This is a genomic window from Variovorax paradoxus EPS (genome assembly GCF_000184745.1).
Lineage (GTDB): Bacteria > Pseudomonadota > Gammaproteobacteria > Burkholderiales > Burkholderiaceae_C > Variovorax > Variovorax paradoxus_C.
Window position 1 is genome coordinate 511625 of the sequence record NC_014931.1, and the last position, 21021, is coordinate 532645.

The window sequence follows — 21021 nt, forward strand, 5'->3', positions numbered from 1 at the left end:
GTCGCAATGACGTAGGTCAACTTTATTCGATACCTTACGAAGGAGTAAGAGCCGAAAGCGGGATTTATCAATGACAAAAATGAGGGTAATGACGGTCCGGCGCCGCTTTTTACGCAAAGGGTAGGCACTGATAGAGGTGCCGCGGGCACGGGATATATTTAATTTCTTAAATAAATCCAGCACGCGCCGAAATGATCCTCCTGGCTTCCAACGAAAACCCGCTCGGCATGCCCGAGTCGGCCCGCCGCGCCGCGGCCGCCGCCCTCGAAGGCGCCGGCAACTACCCCGACAGCAACGGCACCGCGCTCAAGAATGCACTGGCGGCCCGGCTCGACGTGTCGCCCGAGTGGCTCACGCTTGGCAGCGGATCGAGCGAAATCCTCGAACTCGCCGCGCAGGTGAGCTTGAAGCCGGGCGAGAACGTCGTCTATTCGCAGTACGGCTTCATCGTCTACGCGCAGGCCACGGCGCACGCCCATGCGCGCGCCTCCGTCGTACCTTCGCAAGATTTCGGCCACGACCTGGGCGCGATGCGCGCCGCGATCGCCGACGACACGAAGCTGGTCTTCGTCGCCAACCCGAACAACCCGACCGGCACCTTCATCGATGCTGGGCCGCTGCGCGACTTCCTGCAATCGGTGCCCGCGCATGTGACGGTGTTGCTCGACGAGGCCTACACCGAATACCTCTCGCCCGCGCAGCGCTACGACAGCATCGAATGGGTGCGGCGCCTGCCGAACCTGATCGTCGCGCGCACCTTCTCCAAGGCCTTCGGCCTCGCGGGGATGCGCATCGGCTACGGCGTGTCGCAGCCGCCGCTGACCTCGCGCATGAACGCGCAACGGCCGCGTTTCAACGTGACGACGCCGGCCCAGGCCGCCGCAGTGGCCGCGCTCGGCGACACGGAATTCCTCGCGCGCACCTACGAACTCAACACCGCCGGACGCGAGCAACTCGCCGCGGGTTTCACCGAGTTGGGCCTCGTGCACATCCCTTCTTCGGGCAACTTTCTCATGGTGCAGGTGGGCGATGCGCAGGCCGTGCACGCGCGCCTCTTGGCCGCCGGCATCGAGGTTTCGCTGCTCGGCCCCTACGGCCTGCCGCAGTGGCTGCGCGTGAGCGTGGGCCTGCCCGAACAGAACGAGGCGCTGCTCGCCGCGCTGCGCTGACAGCGCATTTCTCCCCGCCCGCGGGAGGGCCGGGGTGGGGGCACGCGGCCGTCGATCAGGCGCCGTGCCGTGGCAAGCGCCGCGTGCCCCATCCCAACCTTCCCCCGGAAGGGGAAGGAGCAAGGCAGCTAAACCTGCCCGCTGAGTTCCTTCGCCGCCGCGCGCACGGGTTCGATGTAGCCCTCGTCATAGCGATGCGTCGGCATCGTCAGCGTGACCGCCGCAGCAAGGCTGCCGTCCGCATGGAACACCGGCGCCGAGATGCCCGCGAGTTCGGCCGTTCGATCCCCGACCAGCGCGCAGCAGCCTTGCGCGCGGATCGCTTCATACAACTTGCGTTCCCTCGCGCCGCGCGGCCGCTCGGTATCGGGACCGAAGGCGATCAGCACGCGAGCACCGGCGCCGCGGTCGTTGGGCAACAGGTCGCCCGCGCGCACGTGGTCGCGCACCACGTGCGATGAGTCGACGCGAAACTGGCACAGGCGCACCCAGCCGTCGCCCTGGTCCTGCCGCACGTGGTACGCCGCGCTTTCTCCGGTTGCGGCTGCGAGAGCACGCAGCACCGGCAGCACGATGCGGTCGAGCGACTGCGACGCGGCATAGAGCCCATGCAGCCGCGCGATCTCCATGCCGAGCGCGTAGCGGCCGTCGTCCTGCCGGCGGATCAACCGCGCGTGTTCGAGCGATGCCAAAAGCCGCAGCGCCGTGCTCTTGTAGAGCTGCGTGCGCTCGGCGAACTGCGCGAGCGACAGCGCTTCGTCGCCCGGCCGGAATGCCGACAGCAGGCTCAGCGCGCGATCGACCGCGGCGGCACCGCCGGGTGCGGCGTTGAGGTCGGAAACCGATTCGGTCTGGGCTTTGCGGGGCATGGGCGTGACTTGACAGGAAAAGTCGATCGGCGGTGTAATTCTGTTTGACGGAATTTAGTTCTGTCTAACAGAACAGTCAAGCGATCCACATCAAGATCGCTCCAAGGAGACGAAGTCGATGACACCCCCCGATGTCCTCATCAGCGAGGTCGGCCCGCGCGACGGTCTGCAATCGGTCAAGGCCACCATGCCCACGGCAGACAAGCTGCGCTGGATCGACGCGCTCTACGCCGCCGGCGTGCGCGAGATCGAGGTCGCGTCTTTCGTGCCCGCGAAGCTGCTGCCCCAGATGGCCGATGCCGCTGACGTGGTGCGCCACGCCGTCACGCTGCCTGGCCTTACCGTGATGGCGCTGGTGCCCAACCGCAAGGGCGCGCAGGCCGCGCTCGAAGCGGGCGTGCACAAGCTCACGATGCCGGTGTCGGCGAGCGTGGCGCACTCGCTCGCCAACGTTCGCAAGACGCCGTCGGAAATGGTCGAGGAGGTGCGCGCCATCTCCGACCTGCGCCGCGCGATCGCGCCGCAGGTGAAGCTCGAAGCCGGCATCTCCACCGCATTCGGCTGCACGCTGCAGGGGCTGGTGCCCGAAGACGACGTGATCCGCCTCGCCGCGCAATGCATCGAAGCCGGCGCCGAAGAGGCGGGCCTTTCGGACACCGTCGGCTACGCCAACCCGGCGCAGGTGCGGCGGCTCTTCAAGCGCCTGCGCGCGGAGCTCGGCACGCACGCCGGCGCGGCCCACATGCACAACACGCGCGGCCTCGGCATCGCGAATTGCCTGGCCGCGTGGGACGAGGGCGTGCGCACCTTCGACGCCTCGCTCGGCGGTCTCGGCGGCTGCCCCTACGCGCCCGGCGCCTCGGGCAATGCCGTGACCGAAGACCTCGTCTTCATGTTCGAGGCCATGGGCGTTCGCACCGGCATCGACATCCAGAAACTCATCGCGGCGCGCGCGCCGCTCATGGCCGGCCTGCCCGGCGAACCGGTCTACGGCATGACGCCCGAAGCCGGGTTGCCCAAAGGTTTTGCCCAGGAACACAACACACATGTCTGAAGCCAATCCACCGCCCTCCCTTCCCTACGCTGGCATCCGCGTCGTCGAGTTCACCCACATGGTCATGGGCCCGACCTGCGGGCTGCTGCTGGCCGATCTCGGCGCCGAAGTCATCAAGGTCGAGCCCATCGAGGGCGACAACACGCGCCGCCTGCTCGGCTCGGGTTCGGGCTTTTTCCCGACCTTCAACCGCAACAAGAAGAGCATCGCGCTCGACCTGAAGAAGCCCGAAGGCGTCGAAGCCGCGCTGCGCCTGATCGCCACCGCCGACATCGTGAGCGAGAACTTCAAGCCCGGCACGATGAAGAAGCTGGGGCTCGACTACGACACGCTCGCCAAGCTCAACCCGCGCCTCATCTACGTGAGCCACAAGGGCTTCCTGCCCGGCCCCTACGACCACCGCACGGCGCTGGACGAAGTGGTGCAGATGATGGGCGGCCTCGCCTACATGACCGGCCGCTCGGGCGACCCGCTGCGCGCGGGCACCAGCGTGAACGACATCATGGGCGGCATGTTCGGCGCCATCGGCGCGATGGCCGCGTTGCGCCAGCGCGATGCGACCGGCAAGGGCTGCGAGGTGCAGGCGGCGCTGTTCGAGAACAACGTGTTCCTCGTCGCGCAGCACATGATGCAGTTCGCCGCCACCGGCAAGGCGGCCGACCCGATGCCCAGCCGCATCTCGGCCTGGGCGGTGTACGACGTCTTCACCGTGAAGGACGGCGAGCAGATCTTCCTGGCGGCCGTCAGCGACAAGCAGTGGGCCATCTTCTGCAAGGCCTTCGGCCTGGAAGACATGCTGGCCGACCCGCGCCTGAAGACCAACAACGACCGCGTGCGCGCGCGCGACTGGATGATGCCGATCCTGCGCTCGCACCTGGCCGACCGCAGCGCGGCCGAACTCGCAGCGGTGTTCGAGCAGAACGAGTTGCCCTTCGCGCCGATCACCAAGCCAGAGGAGCTGTTCGATGATCCGCACCTGAACGCCACCGGCGGCCTCGCGCCCGTGCGCATGAACGACGGCCACATGGCGAAGGTGCCGCTCGCGCCCTTCACGCTCGGCGGCCAGCGCCCCGGCATCCGCCTGCAGCCGCCGCGCATCGGCGAGCACGGCGACGAGTTGCTGAGGGAAGTGGGCTACAGCGAGCCGGAAATCGCCGCGCTTCGCGCCGTTGGCGCAACCTCCGGCGGCTGAGGCCGGCTGGCGGGCTCTATCTATATAGTTTCCGCCCCATGGACCGCCTGAAGCAACTCGAATCCTTCGTCTCGGTCGCGACCCGCGGCAGTCTCACGGCCGCGGCCAAGGCCGAGGGCGTGGCGCCCGCGATCATGGGACGCCGGCTCGATGCGCTGGAGGAGCGGCTGGGCGTGAAGCTCCTGGTGCGCACCACGCGGCGCATCACGCTCACGCACGAGGGCAGCGCCTTTCTCGAAGACTGCCAGCGGCTGCTCACCGAATTCCAGAACGCCGAGGCCAGCGTGAGCGCTGGCGGCGTCAAGGCCAGCGGGCATCTGCGGGTCACGGCGCCGGCCGGCTTCGGACGCCGACACGTGGCGCCGCTGGTGCCGCGCTTTCATGCGCTGCATCCGGAGGTGACGATCTCGCTCAACCTCAGCGACCGCGTGGTCGACGTGACCGGCGAGAGCTTCGACTGCGCGGTGCGCGTGGGCGACCTGCCCGATTCATCGCTCGTGAGCGTGCGCCTTGCCGACAACCGCCGCCGATGCGTGGCGACGCCCGATTTCCTGCGCCGCCACGGCACGCCGAAACACCCCGGCGAGCTGTCGCGCTTCGCCTGCCTCACGCTGTCGAGCGATGCCTCGCAGACGCGCGGCTGGGCCTTTCGCGTCACCACCGAGGCCGGCGTGGAAGAGCTGATCCACCTGCGCCCGAGCGGTCCGCTCGATTGCTCCGACGGCCAGGTGCTGCACGACTGGTGCCTGGCCGGCCACGGCATCGCCTGGCGCAGCACCTGGGAAGTCGAGGCCGAGATCGACGCGGGCCTCTTGGTGCCGGTGCTCGACGAATTCGCCGCGCCGCCCAACGGCATCTACGCAGTGTTCGCGGGCGCCAAGCACCTGCCGCTGCGGGTGCGACTGTGGCTTGATTTCCTCAAGGACCAGTACGGACAACCGGAATTCTGGGGACGAACGGCCTGACGGCTCGGGAGCGGCGGCACAATCTGTTTGCATTTGCAACCCGTTCCGGAAGAAAGCCATCGATGACCCTCGAAGCCATCCTCGCCTACGTGCACTTGCTCGCCATCCTCACGATGGTCGTGTTCATCTCCAGCGAGGCCGCCCTGTGCCGCGTGCAGTGGCTCAACGCCGCGGTCGTCGAGCGGCTCGCCAAGGTCGACATGGTCTACGGCATCGCCGCCATCGCGGTGCTCGCGACCGGCATCGCGCGCACCTGGTGGGGCGTGAAGGGCACGGCCTGGTACTGGACCAACCCGCTGCTGCACGTGAAGCTGGGGCTCTTCATCATCGTGGGCGTGCTGTCGATCTTTCCGACGCTCACCTATTTCCGCTGGCGCAAGACGCTGCGTTCCACCGGCAAGCTGCCGGTCGAGGCCGACATCAAGAAGACGCGCAAGCTGGTGATGGTGCAGGCCCACCTGATCGCGCTGATCCCGCTGGTCGCCGTGTTCCTGGCGCGCGGCTTCGGCAAGTAATAGAAATAGAAATAGAAAAGCCCGCACGGGGCGGGCTTTTTTTTCTTTTCGGCGTTGACCTTGGTCAGCGCGACGCGGGCCTCATCAGGCCTTGGCGTCTTTCTCGCACTTCTTGATGAAGCTGTTCTTGGCGGCGCCGGCCAGCGGCTTGCCGTTCTTGTCGATGGCCTTGGCGGCGCAAGCGGGCGCTGCGGCGGCCTTGGTTTCCTTCTCGCACTTCTTGATGGAGCTGGCCTTGGCGGCGCCGGCCAGGGGCTTGCCGTTCTTGTCGATGGCCTTGGCGTCGCAGGTGGCGCCGGCGGCGGGTGCTGCTGCAGCGGGAGCGGCTGCGGCCGGGGCGACAGCGGGCGCGGGAGCCTTGTCTTGTGCCTGTGCGGCGCCGAAGGAAAGGCAGGCGCCCAGGGCGACCAGGGAAAGGAACTTCTTCATGGTGATATGTCCTTGCAAGGTGGAGTTGTGACAGGTGCCCCGCCCCGGGGCCGCTCATCCTAACGGCCGGAGGCAACGATCGGATGACGATCGTCAACAGCGCCCGGGTTTGCCCCCGGTAAAATTCGCAGATGCTATTGGTCAAACAGGAGCTGCTCGCGGCGCTCGCGAACACGCTCGAATCCCTCTCCCCCGGCGCTGGCGCCAAAGCCGCGTTCGAATCGCCCAAGGTGGCGGCGCATGGCGATTTCGCTAGCACCGCCGCCATGCAGCTCGCCAAACCGCTCGCGAAGAAGCCCCGCGAACTGGCCGAGCAACTGAGCGCTGCGCTGCTCGCCACCCCCGCTTTCGGCCAATGGGTCGAAGCCATCGAGATCGCCGGCCCCGGCTTCCTCAACATCCGCCTGAAGACCGCCGCCAAGCAGCAGATCGTGCGCGAAGTGCTGGCCGCAGGTAACACTTTTGGCCAGCAGCCCGCCACCGGCGAGAAGGTGCTGGTCGAATTCGTCTCGGCCAACCCGACCGGCCCGCTGCATGTGGGCCACGGCCGCCAGGCAGCACTGGGCGACGCCATCTGCAACCTGCGCGCCTCGCAGGGCGACAGCGTCTGGCGCGAGTTCTATTACAACGACGCCGGCGTGCAGATCCAGACGCTGGCCAACAGCACGCAGCTGCGCGCCCGCGGCTTCAAGCCGGGCGACCCGGAATGGCCGAGCGGCGAAAAGGCACCCGCCTACAACGGCGACTACATCGCCGACATCGCCGAGGACTTCAAGGCCAAGAAAACCGTCAAGTCGGACGACCGCGAATACACCGCGAGCGGCGACATCGACGACATCGATTCCATCCGCGAATTCGCCGTGGCGTACCTGCGCCGCGAACAGGACCTGGACCTGCAGGCCTTCCGCGTGCGCTTCGACAACTACTACCTCGAGTCCAGCCTCTACACCAGCGGCCGCGTCGAAGCCGCCGTGGGCAAGCTCGTGGCCGCCGGCAAGACCTACGAGGAAGACGGCGCGCTCTGGCTCAAGTCGACCGACTACGGCGACGACAAAGACCGTGTGATGAAGAAGAAGGACGGCACGTACACGTACTTCGTGCCCGACGTCGCCTATCACATTGCCAAGTGGGAGCGGGGTTTCCACAAGGTCGTGAACATCCAGGGCACCGACCACCACGGCACGATCGCGCGGGTGCGCGCCGGGCTGCAGGCGGCGGGCGAGGGCATTCCCGAGGGCTATCCCGACTACGTGCTGCACACGATGGTGCGCGTGATGAAGGGCGGCGAAGAGGTCAAGATCAGCAAGCGCGCCGGCAGCTACGTGACGCTGCGCGACCTGATCGAGTGGACCAGCACCGATGCCGTGCGCTTCTTCCTCCTGAGCCGCAAGCCCGACACCGAATACACCTTCGACGTCGACCTCGCGGTGACCAAGAACAACGACAACCCGGTGTACTACGTGCAGTACGCGCATGCGCGCATCTGCTCGGTGTTGGCCGGCTGGGGCGGCGACGCCGCCACGCTGAAGGATGTGGACCTGTCGCCGCTCAAGAGCCCGGCAGCGCAGGCGCTCATGCTGCTTTTGGCCAAGTACCCGGCCATGCTCACCGCCGCGTCGAAGGATTTCGCCCCGCACGACGTCACTTTCTACCTGCGCGAATTGGCCGCTAGTTACCACAGCTATTACGACGCCGAGCGCATTCTGGTGGACGACGAAAAGGTCAAGCTGGCCCGCCTGGCGCTGGTCGCCGCGACCGCGCAGGTGCTGCACAATGGCCTCGCGATTCTCGGCGTCAGTGCGCCGAACAAGATGTGAACCTCACTCCCATGAAGAAGACAACCAGACAACGCGGCAACATCGTCATCGGCCTGATCATCGGGCTGGTGATCGGCCTGGGCGTGGCGCTGGGCATCGCGGTCTACGTGACCAAGGTGCCGATCCCGTTCGTGAACAAGACGCAAAAGGGCGGCGCCGAGCAGGACGAAGCCGAGGCCCGCAAGAACCGCGACTGGGACCCCAACGCGCCGCTGGCCGGCAAGGCCGGCGCCGCCAAGCCGACGCCGCCGGCCGCCACCGGTCCGGTCAACCCGGTCACCGGCGAACCCGCCACCAGCACCACCGCCGTCGCACCCGGCACGCCGCCCCCGGCCACCGCACCGGTGCCCGTGGTGGTTGCGCCCAAGCCGACGCGTGCGGTGCCCGTGCCGGCCGAAGCCAATGCGCTGCCGGCGTCGAACGATCCACTGGGCGACCTGGCCCGTGCCCGCGCGGGCACCGGCTCGGGCAGCACGACCGTGGCATCCGCCGTGCCGAGCAGCAACGCCAACAACAGCGCCGCGGCGTCTTCCGGCGCCGATCCGTTCATGTACTTCGTGCAGGCCGGCGCCTTCCGCACCACCGACGACGCCGAGGCGCAGCGCGCCAAGTTGTCGCTGATGGGCGTCGAGGCCCGGGTCACCGAGCGCGAGCAGGCTGGCCGCACGGTCTACCGCGTGCGCGCCGGTCCGTTCAACAAGAAGGACGATGCCGACCGCCTCAAGGAGCGGCTCGATGGCGGCGGCCTCGAATCGGCCCTGGTCCGCGTGCAGCGCTGACCGACCGGACGCTCCGTTGCTGCCACAAATAGCCCTTAAGCTTCGCCGCGCGGCATTTGCCGCCACCATTCAGCGCCCTGGGCGTGCCGGGTGATCGCTTGCGAGGAACTCCTCGCCGCGCCCCGGCTCAGTCTGCCGTACCAACAGGAGAACCCTTTCAATGAAACGTCGTGACTTTTCGCTGGCCGCCACTTCGCTCGGGCTGCTTTCGCTGGCCGCCAATCCGGCCCACGCCCAGGCGCGCATGCCCAAGGCCGGCTCCGAGTACCTTGTGCTCGACAAGCGCGTGCCTGTCGATGCACCGGCCGGCAAGGTCGAGGTGGTCGAGTTCTTCTCGTACAACTGCCCTCATTGCAACGACTTCGAGCCCGCGCTCGAAGCCTGGGCCAAGACGGCACCCAAGGAAGTCGCCTTCCGCCGCATCCCGGTGCCTTTCGTGGGCAACGACGTCGAAGCCAAGCAGCGCCTGTACTACGCGCTCGAGGCGATGGGCAAGGTCGACGAATTCCAGCCGAAGGTCTTCAACGCGATCCACAAGCAGCGCCAGAACGTGAATGGCGATGCCAACATCATTGCCTGGGTCGCTGCCAACGGTATCGACGGCACCAAGTTCAAGGAAGTCTTCACCTCGTTCGGCGTGGCCAGCAAGGCCAAGCGCGCCTCGCAGATGACCGACGCCTACAAGGTGGCTGGCGTCCCGGCGATGGCCGTGGCCGGCCGCTGGTACGTGGATGGCGAGACCGCCGGCAACATGACCAACGTGCTGCAAGTGGTCAACTTCCTGGTCGGCGAAGCAAAGAAGGGCTGACGCCTTCCGGCTGCGCGGCACTTCGTGTCCGCTGCGCCACCCCTTGCGGGGAGCGACACCAGCGGCCGGCGGAGCCGGTTCCGCGGTGTCTCCCGATGGGAACACCGGCCCGCTTCAGCGGGCCTTTTTCATCGGGGTTGGTAACTGGTGTTAATCCGCCGCATACAATGGTTCAGAGCAAGTTTCGTGCCTCTATGACATTGCCCTCCTACCCAAACAACACCCCCCTCGTTCGTCGCATCGGCCGCCTGGCCATCGGCGCGCTGTTGCTGGCCGGCCTCGCCTCGGGCGTCCTGGCCGAGACCGCCGACCGCAGCAAGCCGATGAACATCGAGTCGGACGCCATGCGCTACGACGACCTGAAGCAGACCAGCGTGTTCACCGGCAACGTGCTCGTCACGAAGGGCACGATCATCATCCGCGGCGCGCGCCTCGATGTGCGCCAGGATGCCGAGGGCTACCAGTACGGCGTGGTCACCGCGGCACCCGGCAAGCGCGCTTACTACAAGCAGAAGCGCAATGCGCCCGACGAGTGGATCGAGGGCGAATCCGAAGTCATCGAATACGACAGCCGCGCCGACAACGTCAAGTTCATCCGCAACGCCACCATGCGCCGGCTGCTCGGCGCCACGCCGAACGACGAAAGCCAGGGCGCGCTGATCGTCTACGACCAGAGCAACGACACCTACACCGTCAACGGTTCGACCGTGCCGCCGAACACCGCGGTGAACGCATCGACCCCCACCGGCCGCGTCAAGACCATCCTCACGCCCAAGGCCGCCACCGCGCCGAAGCCCGGCGCCTCGGCACCGGCCGGCGCGAAGCCCGCGGCACCGGCTTCCACCCCCGCGCCCGGCACCGGCCTGCGCTCGACCACCACGCTGAGTGGAGAGGGAGAAGGGCGCAAGTGATCGAAACCGCCGGAATCCAGGAAGCCAACACCGTCCCGGGCAGCCGCTTGGTCGCACGCGGCCTGCAGAAAAGCTATGGCAGCCGCACCGTCGTGAAGGACGTCTCGCTCGACGTGCAGAAGGGCGAAGTCGTCGGCCTGCTCGGCCCCAACGGTGCCGGCAAGACCACATCGTTCTACATGATCGTCGGGCTGGTGCGCGCCGATGCGGGCGAGATCACCATCGATGGCGAGCCGATCGCCCACATGCCGATCCACCGCCGCGCGCGCATGGGCCTGAGCTACCTGCCGCAGGAAGCGTCGATCTTCCGCAAGCTCACGGTCGAGGAAAACGTGCGCGCCGTGCTCGAGCTGCAGCGCGAACCCGACGAGAACGGCAAGGTGGTGGCGCTGTCGAAGAAGCACATCGAGGAGCGCCTGTCCGAACTGCTGACCGACCTGCGTGTCGATCACCTGCGCGATTCGCCCGCGCTCGCGTTGTCGGGCGGCGAACGCCGCCGCGTCGAAATTGCGCGCGCGCTGGCAACCCAGCCGCGCTTCATCCTGCTGGACGAGCCCTTCGCCGGCATCGACCCGATCGCGGTGATCGAGATCCAGCGGATCATCAGTTTCCTGAAGGAACGTGGCATCGGCGTGCTCATCACCGACCACAACGTGCGTGAAACGCTGGGCATCTGCGATCACGCTTTCATCATCAGCGACGGGCACGTGCTGGCACAAGGCACACCCTCGGAGATCGTCGACAACGCCGAGGTACGCAGGGTGTACCTGGGCGAACACTTCCGCATGTAAGGGAGGGTCGCGTTCTTCATGAAGCAAGGGCTGTCCCTTCGCGTCTCGCAGCATCTGGCGCTCACGCCACAACTGCAGCAGTCGATCCGGCTGCTGCAGCTCTCCACGCTCGAACTGAGCCAGGAGGTCGAGCAGATGCTGGACGAGAACCCGTTCCTCGAGCGCACCGCTGAAGAAGCGGCGCGCGAGGAATTCGGGCTCGATGCCGTCGACACGCCGGTGCCGCGCGACGACGGCGGTGAAACCGGCGAAGGCGATTTCGCCCCGGTCTCGACCAGCAGTGCGACGACCACGACCGAGACCTCCTCCACGCCCGACTCCGACGGCCCTGCCGCCGAGATCACCGAGCGCGAGCCCGACTGGGAAGGCGACGGCACCGTCGACATGGCGCCCGACGACAGCGAGTGGGGCAGCGACGCCCCCGCGCGCCAGAACAACCTGGGCGACGACGAACGCGCCGACGCCACCGAACTTGCGCGCAGCCAGGAGTCGCTGCAGTCGTTCCTGCACCGCCAGGCGCTGAGCCTGCGCCTGAACGAGAACGACAGCGCTGCGCTGCGCTTCCTCATCGAGTCGCTCAACGACGACGGCTACCTCGAAGACTCGCTCCCCGCGCTGGCCTCGGGCCTCGCGGGCGACGACAACGACCAGTTCGACGACCTCGTGCATCACTTCCAGGTGGCACTCGGGCTGCTGCAGAGCCTGGAGCCTGCCGGCGTCGGTGCGCGCGACCTGGGCGAATGCCTGGGCATCCAGCTGCGCGCGCTCGCCAGCGAAGACGAGACCGAGGACGAAGAACTCATCCGCAAGACCGCCATCGCGATCTGCAAGCAGCCGATGGAGCTGCTCGCGCGGCGCGACTTCAAGCGCCTGGCCACGCTCACGCGAACCAACGAAGAACTGGTGCGCTCGGCGCTGCAGATCATTGCGCGACTGGAGCCCAAGCCGGGCCGGCGCTTCGTCGACGTCGAGCGCAACATCGTCATTCCCGACGTGATCGTCACCAAGACGGGCCGCGGCACCAACATCAAGTTCCGCGTCATGCTGAACCCCGAGGTGATGCCGCGCCTGCGCGTGCACGACATCTACGCGGGCGCGCTCAAGTCGCACAAGGGCGAGGGCAGCCAGGCGCTCTCGCAGCGGCTGCAGGAGGCGCGCTGGTTCATCAAGAACATCCAGCAGCGCTTCGACACCATCCTGCGCGTGAGCAACGCCATCGTCGAGCGCCAGAAGAGCTACTTCGTGCACGGCGAGCTCGCGATGCGCCCGCTGGTGCTGCGCGAGATCGCCGACGAGCTGGGCCTGCACGAATCGACCATCTCGCGCGTGACCACCGCCAAGTACATGTCCACGCCGTTCGGCACGGTCGAACTCAAGTACTTCTTCGGCTCGGCGCTCGGCACCGAGACCGGCGGCAACGCATCGAGCACCGCGGTGCGCGCGCTCATCAAGCAGTTCGTGAGCTCCGAGAGCATCAAGAAGCCGCTGTCGGACAGCCAGATCTCCGAGATGCTGAAGGAGCAGGGCATCGAGTGCGCGCGCCGCACCGTGGCCAAGTACCGCGAGGCGCTGCGCATCGCGCCCGCCAACCTTCGCAAAGCCCTTTAGAAAGTCATCGATGACCCGTCGCCTGCTGTCGCGTTGTGGGCACTGGGTCTTCGCCATGGCGACCGTGTTGCTGTTCGCGGGTTGCGCGACCTTGCCCGACGAGGCGCCGCGTGCGCCCGCCAAGGCCATGGGCGTCTCGGCCGACACCGCGCTCGGCAAGATCGCGCTGGCCTCGCAGCCCGACCCTGACCTCAGCGGTTTCCGCTTGATGCCCGGCGGCGACTTCGCCTTCGACACCCGCATCCAGCTCGCGCGCCGCGCCCAGCGCACGCTCGACGTGCAGTACTACCAGATCGAGAACGACGAAACCGGCCGCTATCTCTTGCGCACCCTGCGCGATGCGGCCCAGCGCGGCGTGCGCGTGCGCCTCCTGATGGACGACCTCTACACGTCCGGCGAAGACGAACTTTTGCTCGGCCTGGCCGCCACGCCGAATGTCGAGCTGCGCCTCTTCAACCCATTCCCGGCCGGACGCGGCAGCCTGCTCAAGCGCTTCACCGCGTCGCTCTTCGACTTCAGCCGCGTCAACCGCCGCATGCACAACAAGCTCTTCATCGCCGATGGTGCGATGGCGGTGGCGGGCGGCCGCAACATCGGCAACCAGTACTTCACCCGAACCTCGGGCGAGAACTTCATCGACCTCGACACCTTCGTGACGGGCGCGCTGATCCCGCGCCTGGGCGTCTTGTTCGACCAGTATTGGAACAGCGTCTACGTGCGGCCGGTGCAGTCGATCATCGCGAGCGACCTTTCGCGCGAGGAACTGCAAAGGCGCTTCGAAGCCGCCACCGGCCCCGACACCACGCCCCCGCCGCCGAAGCCCGCGCCCAACGACCTGCTCGGCTACAGCCCAATGGCGGACGACCTGAACGCCGGCAAGCTCGGCCTGATCTGGACCCTCGCCGAGGCATACGCCGATTCGCCCGAGCGCGTGATCGGCAAGACCGCGTCGTACGGCGGCGTGCCGCTGCTCGATGTCGACAGCGTGCGCTACAACGTGGTCGAGCAGATGCGCCGTGCGCGCAGCGAGGTGACCATCGTGTCGCCTTATCTCATCCCGGGCGCCGCGGGGCTGGAGGTGATGAAGGAGATCCGTGGGCGCAACGTGAAGATCAGCGTGGTCACCAATTCGCTCGCCGCCACGGACGAGCCGCTGGTGCACACCGCCTACCGCCGCTACCGCCCCGAGATGCTCAAGCTCGGCGCCGACCTCTACGAGCTGAGCACCACGCGCACGCGGCGCAGCGTGCGGCTTGGGCTGTTCGGTACTTCGGTGGGCCGGCTGCATGCGAAGTCGGCCGTCATCGACCAACGCATCCTTTTCGTCGGCTCGATGAATTTCGATCCGCGCTCGGAGACGCACAACACCGAGATCGGCCTCTTCATCCGCAGCGCCGAGATGGCGCAGCAAGCGCTCAAGCTCATCGATGTGCTCAAGCAGCAGGGCGCCTACCGGCTGCGCTTTGTCGAAGGCAGTGGCGAATCGCACATCGAGTGGACCAGCGAAGACGCGGGCAAGACCACGGTGCTGAACGAGGAGCCCGACTCCGGCTTCTGGGACCGAACGATGCTCGAACTGTTGGCGCCGCTGACGCCGGAGAGCCTGCTGTGATTCCCCGGCAGCCTGCGTTCAAAAAATACCGTTCACGCTGAGCTTGTCGAAGCGCCGCGCGAGGCTTCGATCCTTCGACAAGCTCAGGACAGGCCAAGCTCAGTCCGAACGGTTGGGCCTCAGCTTTCGCTCACGGCCGACCACACCAGCCGCAGGCCCAGCAACCCCATCACGCCACCGGCCGCGCGGTCGATCCAGACCTTGTAGCGCAGGTAGGCCGAACGCGGGGCCGCCGACGACAGCGCGAGCGCGACGATCGCGTACCAGCCGGTCTCGATGCAGAAGATGACCACCGGCACTGCGAGCGCCAGCACCAGCGGCACCTCGCGCGGCAGGAAGGCCGCGAAGATGCTCGCGTACACCACGGCCGTCTTCGGGTTGCTGACCTGCGTCGCCAATCCGAGCAGGAAAGTGCGGCGGCCGCGGCCCTGTTGCGGAGTCGATGACGCGTCCGCATCCTGCGTCATTGCAAGCGGCTGCCGCGCACCGCGCCAGATGAGAAAGCCCAGGTAGATCAGGTACGCGCCGCCGAAGCCCTTGATCGCGAGGTAAAGCCCCGGCACCGCGAGGAACGCCGCCTGCAATCCCGCCAGTGCGGCAATCGCGAACACGAGGCCGCCCGCGCCCATGCCCAGAGCAGCCGCAAGCCCGTCGCTGCGCGAAGCCACGGCCGTGCGCGCGACCATGACGAAGCTGGGGCCCGGGCTCATGGCGCCGACGGTCATGGCGCCGGCGATGCCCAGCAGGGAGAGGGTGGTGTCCATCATCGCGAGGCTCCGTTCATTGCTGCACGTTCACCGCTTCCACCTGCACCAGCAGCTTCACCTTGTTCTCGAAGCCGAAGTTCAGTCCCCAGTTGATGCCCCAGTCGCTGCGCTGCACGGTGGTCTCGAAGTCGCCGCCGCAGACCTGGCGGTTGATCAGCGGGTTCAGGTAGCAGTTGAAGCGCACGGCCTTCAGCGTCACCGGCTTGGTCTGGCCCATGAGCGTGAGGGTGCCCGGCACGTCGACCACCTTGTCGCCGCTGAACTCGATGCGGTCGGCCACGAAACGGCCGGTGGGGAATTCGGCGACGTTGAAGAAGTCCTTGCTCTGCACGTGGCGGTTGAGCAGGTCGACGCCGGTGTTGATGGTGCCGATGTCCATGGTGATGTCGACCTTGCCGCTCGTGCCCGAGCCGTCGATCTGCACCGAGCCGTCCTTGGTGCTGAAGCGGCCGCGGTTGGTGGTGGTGCCGTAGTGGCCCATCTCGTACATCACGAAGGTGTGCGTGGGGTCGATGACGTAGTTGCCGTTCTTCACCGGGCCGCCCGCGGGCTTGGCGGCGACGGCGGGGGCCGTGTATTCCTGCGCGATGGCGGCGAACGGGAGGGCGGCGGCGGAGAGCGCCGAGGCGAGAAGGAGCTTCTTCATGGCGTAAGGAATGAGGGACATGGGATGCAATCGAAAAAAGAGAGCGGACTCAGAGCGGCCCGAGGCCCGCGAGCGTGAGCTTGAAGCGCACCTGCACGTCGTTGCCGACCACCGAGGTGTCGGTCCACTCGCCGTCGCCCACCTTGTAGTCGAGCCGCTGGATGGTGAAGTAGCCGGTGGCCACCGCGTAGTTGCCGCCGGCCGGCGCGATGGTGACGGGCACCGTCAGGTACTTCGACGTGCCCTTGATGGTGAGCTTGCCGGCCATCTCGAACTTGCCGTCGCCCAGCGCCTTGATGGCGCTCGACTGGAAGCTCGCCTGCGGAAACTTCGCCGCATCGAACCACGGGGCCTTGGGAAGCTCGGCATCGCTCATCGGCACGCCGAAGCCGGCGCTCGCGGCGTCGATTTGCAGCGCGACCGTGCCGCCTTCGGGCTTCTTCGGATCGAAGGCGATCTGCGCGTCGAACTTCTTGAAGGCGCCTTCCATTGGCACGCCCATCTGCTTGGTGACGAAGGCGATCTGGCTCTTGTCGGCGATGAGCTTCGCGGCGGGATCAGCCGCGGCGGGCATCGTCGCAGCGGCGAGGAGCAGTGCCGTCAGCAGCGGGAGAAAGAGGCGTGTCATCCGGCGGGTTCCTTCAGTTGCGGGGTCAGGGCCACATGCGCTTGAGCAGGTCGTCGCGGTCGATCCAGTGGTGCTTCAGGGCGGCCGCCACGTGCAGCAGCGCCACCGCCGCCAGCGTGTAGGCGCTGCCCTTGTGCAGCGGCTTGAGTATGGCCTCGGCGAGGTCCTTGTCGACCGGCACGAAATCCGGCAGCGGCAGCACGCCGAACCACACGACCGGAATGCCCAGCGCCGAGGTGTAGGCCCAGCCGAACAGCGGCACCGCGAAGAACAGCAGGTACATCGCCGCGTGGCTGGCCCGGTAGCCCGCGATTTGCCAGCGCGGCATGGCGGCCAGCACCTGCGCCGGCACCGCGGGCGGACGGTGCGCAAGCCGCCACAGGAGCCGCACAGCCGACAGCAGGAGGATCGTGACGCCGGCCCACTTGTGCCAGTTGTAGAGCTTGATGCGCAGCGGCGAGAACGGCAGCCCCGTCATGTAGAGCCCCACGCCGAGCGAGCCGACGATCATTGCCGCGAGCAGCCAGTGCAGCACGATGGCCACGGTGCCATAGCGCTGGCCGCGCGCGACGGCGGAAAGAGGAGGAAGAGGGGTGTCGGCAGACATCAGTGGCAGGGCGGGCGGCCTGTGCGCGGAGCATATCCGGAAGGTGTGGCCTCCGGCTCGCATGGGTCGTGCCAGCCCTGCCTCAGGGCCGCTGCGGCGCGCGCAGCAGCACGCCGCGCAGCTCCTCCGGCTGCACGGGCTTGCGCAGCGCATGCCAGCCGCGCTCGGTGGCCAGTCGCTGTGTGGCCTCGTTGATGTCGGCGGAGATCAGCGCGATGGTGAGTGCCGGGTTCTGCGCCTGCAGCCGCTCTGCCAGCGCGATGCCGTCGAGCGCGCCCGGCAGGCGGATGTCGCACAGCGCCGCATCGAGGGCGCGCAGGTCGGCCAGCGCCAGCGCCTCGGCGGCGCTGGCGTAGACGCGCGGCGACACCTCCCACTGCCGCAGCAGCGCATACAGGCTGTCGGCCACCACGGCGTTGTCTTCCACCACCAGCACGGCGAGGCCGGGGCGCAATGCGGGGGCGGCTTCCGGGCTCGCCTGCGGTGGGGGCGCCGGCTGCAACGCCGCCGCGCCATAGCCCTGCGCCGCGGGCAGCTCGAAGCCGAACACCGAGCCCCGGCCCGGCGCCGAGCGCAGCGACACCTCGATGCCCAGTTGCGCCGCCAGCCGCCGCACGATCGCGAGGCCCAGGCCATGGCCGTGCTGCAGGTTGCGCTCCGCGTTGCCGATCTGCTCGAAGTCGTTGAACACGCGCTCCTGCGAATCCGCCGCGATGCCGATGCCGCTGTCGCGCACCTCGACGCGCCAGGCCCGTTCCGTGCCCCGGTGCCGCGCCCGCACCGCCAGCAGCACGCGGCCGCGCGGCGTGAACTTGACGGCGTTGTCGACCAGGTTGGCCAGCACGCGGCGCAGCGACACGGCGTCGGTCCACGCCACCGCGCCGGCCGGGCAGCGCACCGTCACGCGGCCGTTGCCGGCCTGGCGCGCGAGGTCCTGCAGCAAGGGGGCCAGCGCCACCGCCACAGGCCGCAGCGGATCGACCGCGGCTTCGATGCGGCCGATTTCGAGCAACTGGTTGGTGAGCCCTTCCAGCGCCTGCTGCGCCCGCGCGAGCGAGACCACGGTGTGCTGCACCGCACTGGCGTCCGCGCCGGTGTCCAGTTGCTGGCGCAGCACCTCGGCCTGCAGGCCGATGGCCATCACTGGCTGGCGCAGGTCGTGGTTGGCGGCGGAGAAGAAGCGCAGCCGTTCGGCCTGCGCCTGCTCGGAAGCGCGCAGGCCCGCGAGCGCCTGTTCGCGCAGCGTGCGCTCGTTCAGGCGGAGGCCGATGTTCTCCTCGAGCTGGCGCGAGCGCTCGGCCACCAGCTTCCACATCATGGCCGTGAGTCCGATGCCGATCACCGAGACAGCCATCATGGTCGGCGCACCCAGCGTGAGGCCGGTCACGATCACCGGCGCGAGCAGCAGCGTGATCGCCAGTTGCGTGGCCGGCGTGTAGAACGACACCGAGAACGCCGACGACAGCGTCATGCCCATCAGCATCAGGCCGAGCAAGAGTTGCTGGTCGGGCCGCTCGGGATTGAAGAGCAGCACGCCGGCCAGCCCGTGCGCCAGCTCCCAGACGGCGGTGCGCAGCGTGTGCGCGCGCTGTGCGTGGCGCAGGCTTTCGGGCGTGAAGGGATCGGGCAGGCGCTGGGGGAAGAAGCCGCGCATCACCGTGACTCCGGTGATGAGCGCGATCCACACCAGCGCGCGCACCAGCGAGTACTGCCAGGCGAAGAGCGCCGCCACGCCGCAATTGAGCAGGTACTGCACCAGCAGCACCGGCCCGATGGGCCGGATCGAGAGCCGCAGCACCTCGCACTGGATCGCGAAGCGGTCGCTGCTGGCGTCGGCGGCCGGGGCGACCGAAGGTGCGGGGGTGGGAGTCATCGGCAAATCGACTATATAGAGAAGAACCGTGACGCGGCGACAATGGAGTCCCCCCTAGTCGGGCTTCCCGATGGCCAATTTCCTGTGAACGATCTTTCCTTTTTCCTGCCTTGCGCCGCCGGCGTCGAGGAATTCCTGGCCCAAGAGGTGCACGCCCTGACGGGCCGCGTCGGGCAAGACCTGCTCACGCTGCGCGGCGGCGTGCGGGTGCGTGCCGACTGGCGCGACGCCCTGAAGCTCAACCTGCACAGCCGCCTTGCGCAGCGCGTGCTGGTCGAGCTGGCCCATGCGCCCTACCGCAACGAGAACGACCTGTACGCCATTGCGAGCGGCGTGGCCTGGGAGATCTGGTTCACGCCCAAGCAGACCTTCAAGATCGAGACCACCGCCCAGCACAGCCCGCTGCAGAGCCTGAATTTCGCCACCCTGCGCATCAAGGATGCGATTGCCGACCGCTTCCGCGCCAAGGCCAACGGCGTGCGCCCGAGCATCGAGACCCAGTGGCCCGACACCCGCGTGTTCGCCCACCTGACCACCGAGCACTGCACGCTCTACATCGACACCTCCGGCGAGCCGCTGTTCAAGCGCGGCTGGCGCCAGGACAAGGGCGACGCCCCGCTGAAGGAAACCCTTGCCGCCGCGATGCTGGCCGCCAGCGGCTGGTGGAACCCCGAGACCGGCACCGTGTCGGAGCAGCCGCTGTACGACCCCTGCTGCGGCAGCGGCACCATCCCCATCGAGGCGGCGCAGATCGCGCGCGGCATCGCGGCCGGATCGCTCAGGCGCTTCGGTTTCGAGAAGCTGCTGCCGTTCCAGGCGCACGTGTGGGACGCGATCAAGAAGGAATCGCTCCTGGCCGTGAAGCCGGGCAGTGTCGCGATCTTCGGCTCCGACGTGTCGCACCGCATGGTCGACTTTGCCGAGCGCAACGCGGAGCGCGCCGGCGTCGCCGATGCCATCGAGTTCCGCGGCGGCGACGCGCTGCAGCGCATGCCGCCGGCCGAGGGCGGCGTGGTCATGCTCAATCCGCCCTACGGCGAGCGGATCGAAGTCGGCGGCGTGGCCCGCGCGGGTGCGCGCGAAGCCGCGCAGACCGAAGAGGGCGATGGCAGCGAGTTCTTCCCCCAACTCGCCACCCATTGGAAGAAGAACTATGCCGGCTGGACGGCCTGGGTCCTCACGCCGGACCTGAAGCTGCCCAAGCAGATGCGGCTGAAGGAATCGCGCCGCGTGCCGATGTGGAACGGGCCGATCGAATGCCGGCTGTTCCGCTTCGACATGGTTGCCGGGTCCGCGCGGAAGTAGGGCTGTCGTTCAGGGCGGCACTCCCGCCGACGGTGGGCTCTGTTTCGCGAATGTCCTCCGGCCTGCGGCCTCGCCCTTGATTTCGCGAAACAGAGCCCACCATCAGCGTGAGCGCTTCAGAGGGCCGTCGATCAGCTATTTGGCGCCGACATTGCAGGCCGCGTTGACCGTGCGCGCGGCCAGCTCGGGCGGGGCGCCGGGCAGCGTCATGGGGCGGATGTCGTCGTCCTCGAACTGCTTGATCGCCACGGGCTGGCCGACGAAGTTCGGCAGGCCGTAGTAGGTGGCGCTCACATAGCGTGCGGTGCGCGCCTCGCAGTCGACGGTGACCCTGGCTTCGAAGGAGCGCAGCTTGAAGCCGTCCTTGCCGGTGAAGTCCTGCGCGAGGCTCATGCGCAGGGTCACGCCGCGGCGCGCGCCGTCGACCTCGATGCGCGCCGGATCGACCTGCACGTAGCTGCCGGTGGCATCGCCGGGCGTGCCGCTCAGGGTCAGCCATTCGGCCCGCGTGAGCGCAGAGGCGAGCAGGGCGAGGAAGAACAGCGGGAGTCGTTTCATGACGGAGGTAGGGCGGCGTGTCCGGAAGCGCGCGGTGCGCGCCGCAGCATTGTGGGGCGTCGCGCCCGACCCGCGGCTGACAAGGGGCGCACATGGTGCAACATCGGCGCTCCTCTTT

Annotated in this window: 21 protein-coding genes; 13 read left to right on the forward strand and 8 right to left on the reverse strand. The window is 67.8% G+C overall.

The features are described from left to right. The first annotated feature begins 191 nt into the window (after positions 1-191). Entirely contained in the window at positions 192-1169 is a 978-nt protein-coding gene (hisC, locus tag VARPA_RS02360; RefSeq protein ID WP_013538940.1) for a histidinol-phosphate transaminase, read from the forward strand. A 128-nt stretch (positions 1170-1297) separates the two neighbouring features. Here hisC and VARPA_RS02365 read toward each other — a convergent pair whose 3' ends face one another. Beyond that, the gene (locus VARPA_RS02365; RefSeq protein WP_013538941.1) at positions 1298-2038 is read right to left on the reverse strand and encodes an IclR family transcriptional regulator; all 741 of its coding nucleotides are present in this window, start codon (positions 2036-2038) and stop codon (positions 1298-1300) included. A 118-nt stretch (positions 2039-2156) separates the two neighbouring features. Between VARPA_RS02365 and VARPA_RS02370 the strand changes: the two genes are divergently transcribed. The 4 genes from VARPA_RS02370 (at position 2157) to VARPA_RS02385 (ending at position 5764) form a co-directional block, all read left to right on the forward strand. Further along, positions 2157-3092, forward strand: coding sequence for a hydroxymethylglutaryl-CoA lyase (locus tag VARPA_RS02370; protein WP_013538942.1), 936 nt, complete (start codon positions 2157-2159; stop codon positions 3090-3092). Then, positions 3085-4284: a CaiB/BaiF CoA transferase family protein gene (locus VARPA_RS02375; protein ID WP_013538943.1), complete on the forward strand. Its 1200-nt coding sequence runs from the start codon at positions 3085-3087 to the stop codon at positions 4282-4284. The genes VARPA_RS02370 and VARPA_RS02375 overlap by 8 nt, the downstream gene beginning before the upstream one ends. A gap of 38 nt (positions 4285-4322) precedes the next feature. Continuing rightward, positions 4323-5249: a LysR family transcriptional regulator gene (locus VARPA_RS02380; RefSeq protein WP_013538944.1), complete on the forward strand. Its 927-nt coding sequence runs from the start codon at positions 4323-4325 to the stop codon at positions 5247-5249. A gap of 62 nt (positions 5250-5311) precedes the next feature. Further along, positions 5312-5764, forward strand: a complete 453-nt coding sequence (locus VARPA_RS02385) for a DUF2214 family protein (RefSeq protein WP_013538945.1) — start codon at positions 5312-5314, stop codon at positions 5762-5764. An 84-nt stretch (positions 5765-5848) separates the two neighbouring features. Here the strand turns inward: VARPA_RS02385 and VARPA_RS02390 are convergent, their stop codons facing one another. Continuing rightward, entirely contained in the window at positions 5849-6193 is a 345-nt protein-coding gene (locus VARPA_RS02390) for a hypothetical protein (RefSeq protein ID WP_013538946.1), read from the reverse strand. 131 nt (positions 6194-6324) lie between these two features. On the opposite strand from VARPA_RS02390, the gene argS reads away from it, so the two are divergent. From argS to VARPA_RS02425, 7 genes are all read left to right on the forward strand, one after another. After that, complete coding sequence (gene argS, locus VARPA_RS02395; protein ID WP_013538947.1) at positions 6325-8010, forward strand: arginine--tRNA ligase; 1686 nt, start codon at positions 6325-6327, stop codon at positions 8008-8010. An 11-nt stretch (positions 8011-8021) separates the two neighbouring features. After that, positions 8022-8789 (forward strand): SPOR domain-containing protein, encoded by a 768-nt coding sequence (locus VARPA_RS02400; RefSeq protein ID WP_013538948.1) that lies wholly within the window; start codon positions 8022-8024, stop codon positions 8787-8789. 160 nt (positions 8790-8949) lie between these two features. Continuing rightward, entirely contained in the window at positions 8950-9597 is a 648-nt protein-coding gene (locus tag VARPA_RS02405) for a thiol:disulfide interchange protein DsbA/DsbL (protein ID WP_013538949.1), read from the forward strand. A gap of 194 nt (positions 9598-9791) precedes the next feature. Beyond that, positions 9792-10508 (forward strand): lipopolysaccharide transport periplasmic protein LptA, encoded by a 717-nt coding sequence (gene lptA / locus VARPA_RS02410; RefSeq protein WP_013538950.1) that lies wholly within the window; start codon positions 9792-9794, stop codon positions 10506-10508. Then, on the forward strand, positions 10505-11299 hold the full coding sequence (gene lptB, locus VARPA_RS02415; RefSeq protein WP_013538951.1) for an LPS export ABC transporter ATP-binding protein: 795 nt from the start codon (positions 10505-10507) through the stop codon (positions 11297-11299). The genes lptA and lptB overlap by 4 nt, the downstream gene beginning before the upstream one ends. An 18-nt stretch (positions 11300-11317) precedes the next feature. Next, positions 11318-12907: an RNA polymerase factor sigma-54 gene (gene rpoN, locus VARPA_RS02420; RefSeq protein ID WP_013538952.1), complete on the forward strand. Its 1590-nt coding sequence runs from the start codon at positions 11318-11320 to the stop codon at positions 12905-12907. A gap of 10 nt (positions 12908-12917) precedes the next feature. Then, entirely contained in the window at positions 12918-14519 is a 1602-nt protein-coding gene (locus VARPA_RS02425; RefSeq protein WP_013538953.1) for a phospholipase D family protein, read from the forward strand. 119 nt (positions 14520-14638) lie between these two features. Here the strand turns inward: VARPA_RS02425 and VARPA_RS02430 are convergent, their stop codons facing one another. From VARPA_RS02430 to VARPA_RS02450, 5 genes are all read right to left on the reverse strand, one after another. Beyond that, positions 14639-15286, reverse strand: a complete 648-nt coding sequence (locus VARPA_RS02430) for a LysE family translocator (RefSeq protein ID WP_013538954.1) — start codon at positions 15284-15286, stop codon at positions 14639-14641. Between the two features lie 13 nt (positions 15287-15299). Further along, positions 15300-15932: a YceI family protein gene (locus tag VARPA_RS02435; RefSeq protein ID WP_041942744.1), complete on the reverse strand. Its 633-nt coding sequence runs from the start codon at positions 15930-15932 to the stop codon at positions 15300-15302. A gap of 49 nt (positions 15933-15981) precedes the next feature. Beyond that, complete coding sequence (locus tag VARPA_RS02440; RefSeq protein ID WP_013538956.1) at positions 15982-16560, reverse strand: YceI family protein; 579 nt, start codon at positions 16558-16560, stop codon at positions 15982-15984. Between the two features lie 25 nt (positions 16561-16585). After that, positions 16586-17167, reverse strand: a complete 582-nt coding sequence (locus tag VARPA_RS02445; protein ID WP_013538957.1) for a cytochrome b — start codon at positions 17165-17167, stop codon at positions 16586-16588. An 82-nt stretch (positions 17168-17249) separates the two neighbouring features. Continuing rightward, positions 17250-19040, reverse strand: a complete 1791-nt coding sequence (locus tag VARPA_RS02450; RefSeq protein WP_013538958.1) for an ATP-binding protein — start codon at positions 19038-19040, stop codon at positions 17250-17252. Between the two features lie 84 nt (positions 19041-19124). Here VARPA_RS02450 and VARPA_RS02455 point away from each other — a divergent pair, with 84 nt between their 5' ends. Beyond that, entirely contained in the window at positions 19125-20345 is a 1221-nt protein-coding gene (locus VARPA_RS02455) for a THUMP domain-containing class I SAM-dependent RNA methyltransferase (RefSeq protein WP_041942746.1), read from the forward strand. 135 nt (positions 20346-20480) lie between these two features. Here VARPA_RS02455 and VARPA_RS02460 read toward each other — a convergent pair whose 3' ends face one another. Next, positions 20481-20903, reverse strand: coding sequence for a surface-adhesin E family protein (locus VARPA_RS02460; protein ID WP_013538960.1), 423 nt, complete (start codon positions 20901-20903; stop codon positions 20481-20483). Between the last annotated feature and the right edge of the window lie 118 nt (positions 20904-21021).

What these genes read in the sequence shown, in the direction of transcription:
- hisC (WP_013538940.1), top strand. Translation starts at nt 192, where the DNA reads ATGATCCTCCTGGCTTCCAACGAAAACCCGCTCGGCATGCCCGAGTCG.
- VARPA_RS02365 (WP_013538941.1), bottom strand. Translation starts at nt 2,038, where the DNA reads ATGCCCCGCAAAGCCCAGACCGAATCGGTTTCCGACCTCAACGCCGCA.
- VARPA_RS02370 (WP_013538942.1), top strand. Translation starts at nt 2,157, where the DNA reads ATGACACCCCCCGATGTCCTCATCAGCGAGGTCGGCCCGCGCGACGGT.
- VARPA_RS02375 (WP_013538943.1), top strand. Translation starts at nt 3,085, where the DNA reads ATGTCTGAAGCCAATCCACCGCCCTCCCTTCCCTACGCTGGCATCCGC.
- VARPA_RS02380 (WP_013538944.1), top strand. Translation starts at nt 4,323, where the DNA reads ATGGACCGCCTGAAGCAACTCGAATCCTTCGTCTCGGTCGCGACCCGC.
- VARPA_RS02385 (WP_013538945.1), top strand. Translation starts at nt 5,312, where the DNA reads ATGACCCTCGAAGCCATCCTCGCCTACGTGCACTTGCTCGCCATCCTC.
- VARPA_RS02390 (WP_013538946.1), bottom strand. Translation starts at nt 6,193, where the DNA reads ATGAAGAAGTTCCTTTCCCTGGTCGCCCTGGGCGCCTGCCTTTCCTTC.
- argS (WP_013538947.1), top strand. Translation starts at nt 6,325, where the DNA reads ATGCTATTGGTCAAACAGGAGCTGCTCGCGGCGCTCGCGAACACGCTC.
- VARPA_RS02400 (WP_013538948.1), top strand. Translation starts at nt 8,022, where the DNA reads ATGAAGAAGACAACCAGACAACGCGGCAACATCGTCATCGGCCTGATC.
- VARPA_RS02405 (WP_013538949.1), top strand. Translation starts at nt 8,950, where the DNA reads ATGAAACGTCGTGACTTTTCGCTGGCCGCCACTTCGCTCGGGCTGCTT.
- lptA (WP_013538950.1), top strand. Translation starts at nt 9,792, where the DNA reads ATGACATTGCCCTCCTACCCAAACAACACCCCCCTCGTTCGTCGCATC.
- rpoN (WP_013538952.1), top strand. Translation starts at nt 11,318, where the DNA reads ATGAAGCAAGGGCTGTCCCTTCGCGTCTCGCAGCATCTGGCGCTCACG.
- VARPA_RS02425 (WP_013538953.1), top strand. Translation starts at nt 12,918, where the DNA reads ATGACCCGTCGCCTGCTGTCGCGTTGTGGGCACTGGGTCTTCGCCATG.
- VARPA_RS02430 (WP_013538954.1), bottom strand. Translation starts at nt 15,286, where the DNA reads ATGATGGACACCACCCTCTCCCTGCTGGGCATCGCCGGCGCCATGACC.
- VARPA_RS02435 (WP_041942744.1), bottom strand. Translation starts at nt 15,932, where the DNA reads ATGAAGAAGCTCCTTCTCGCCTCGGCGCTCTCCGCCGCCGCCCTCCCG.
- VARPA_RS02440 (WP_013538956.1), bottom strand. Translation starts at nt 16,560, where the DNA reads ATGACACGCCTCTTTCTCCCGCTGCTGACGGCACTGCTCCTCGCCGCT.
- VARPA_RS02445 (WP_013538957.1), bottom strand. Translation starts at nt 17,167, where the DNA reads ATGTCTGCCGACACCCCTCTTCCTCCTCTTTCCGCCGTCGCGCGCGGC.
- VARPA_RS02450 (WP_013538958.1), bottom strand. Translation starts at nt 19,040, where the DNA reads ATGACTCCCACCCCCGCACCTTCGGTCGCCCCGGCCGCCGACGCCAGC.
- VARPA_RS02460 (WP_013538960.1), bottom strand. Translation starts at nt 20,903, where the DNA reads ATGAAACGACTCCCGCTGTTCTTCCTCGCCCTGCTCGCCTCTGCGCTC.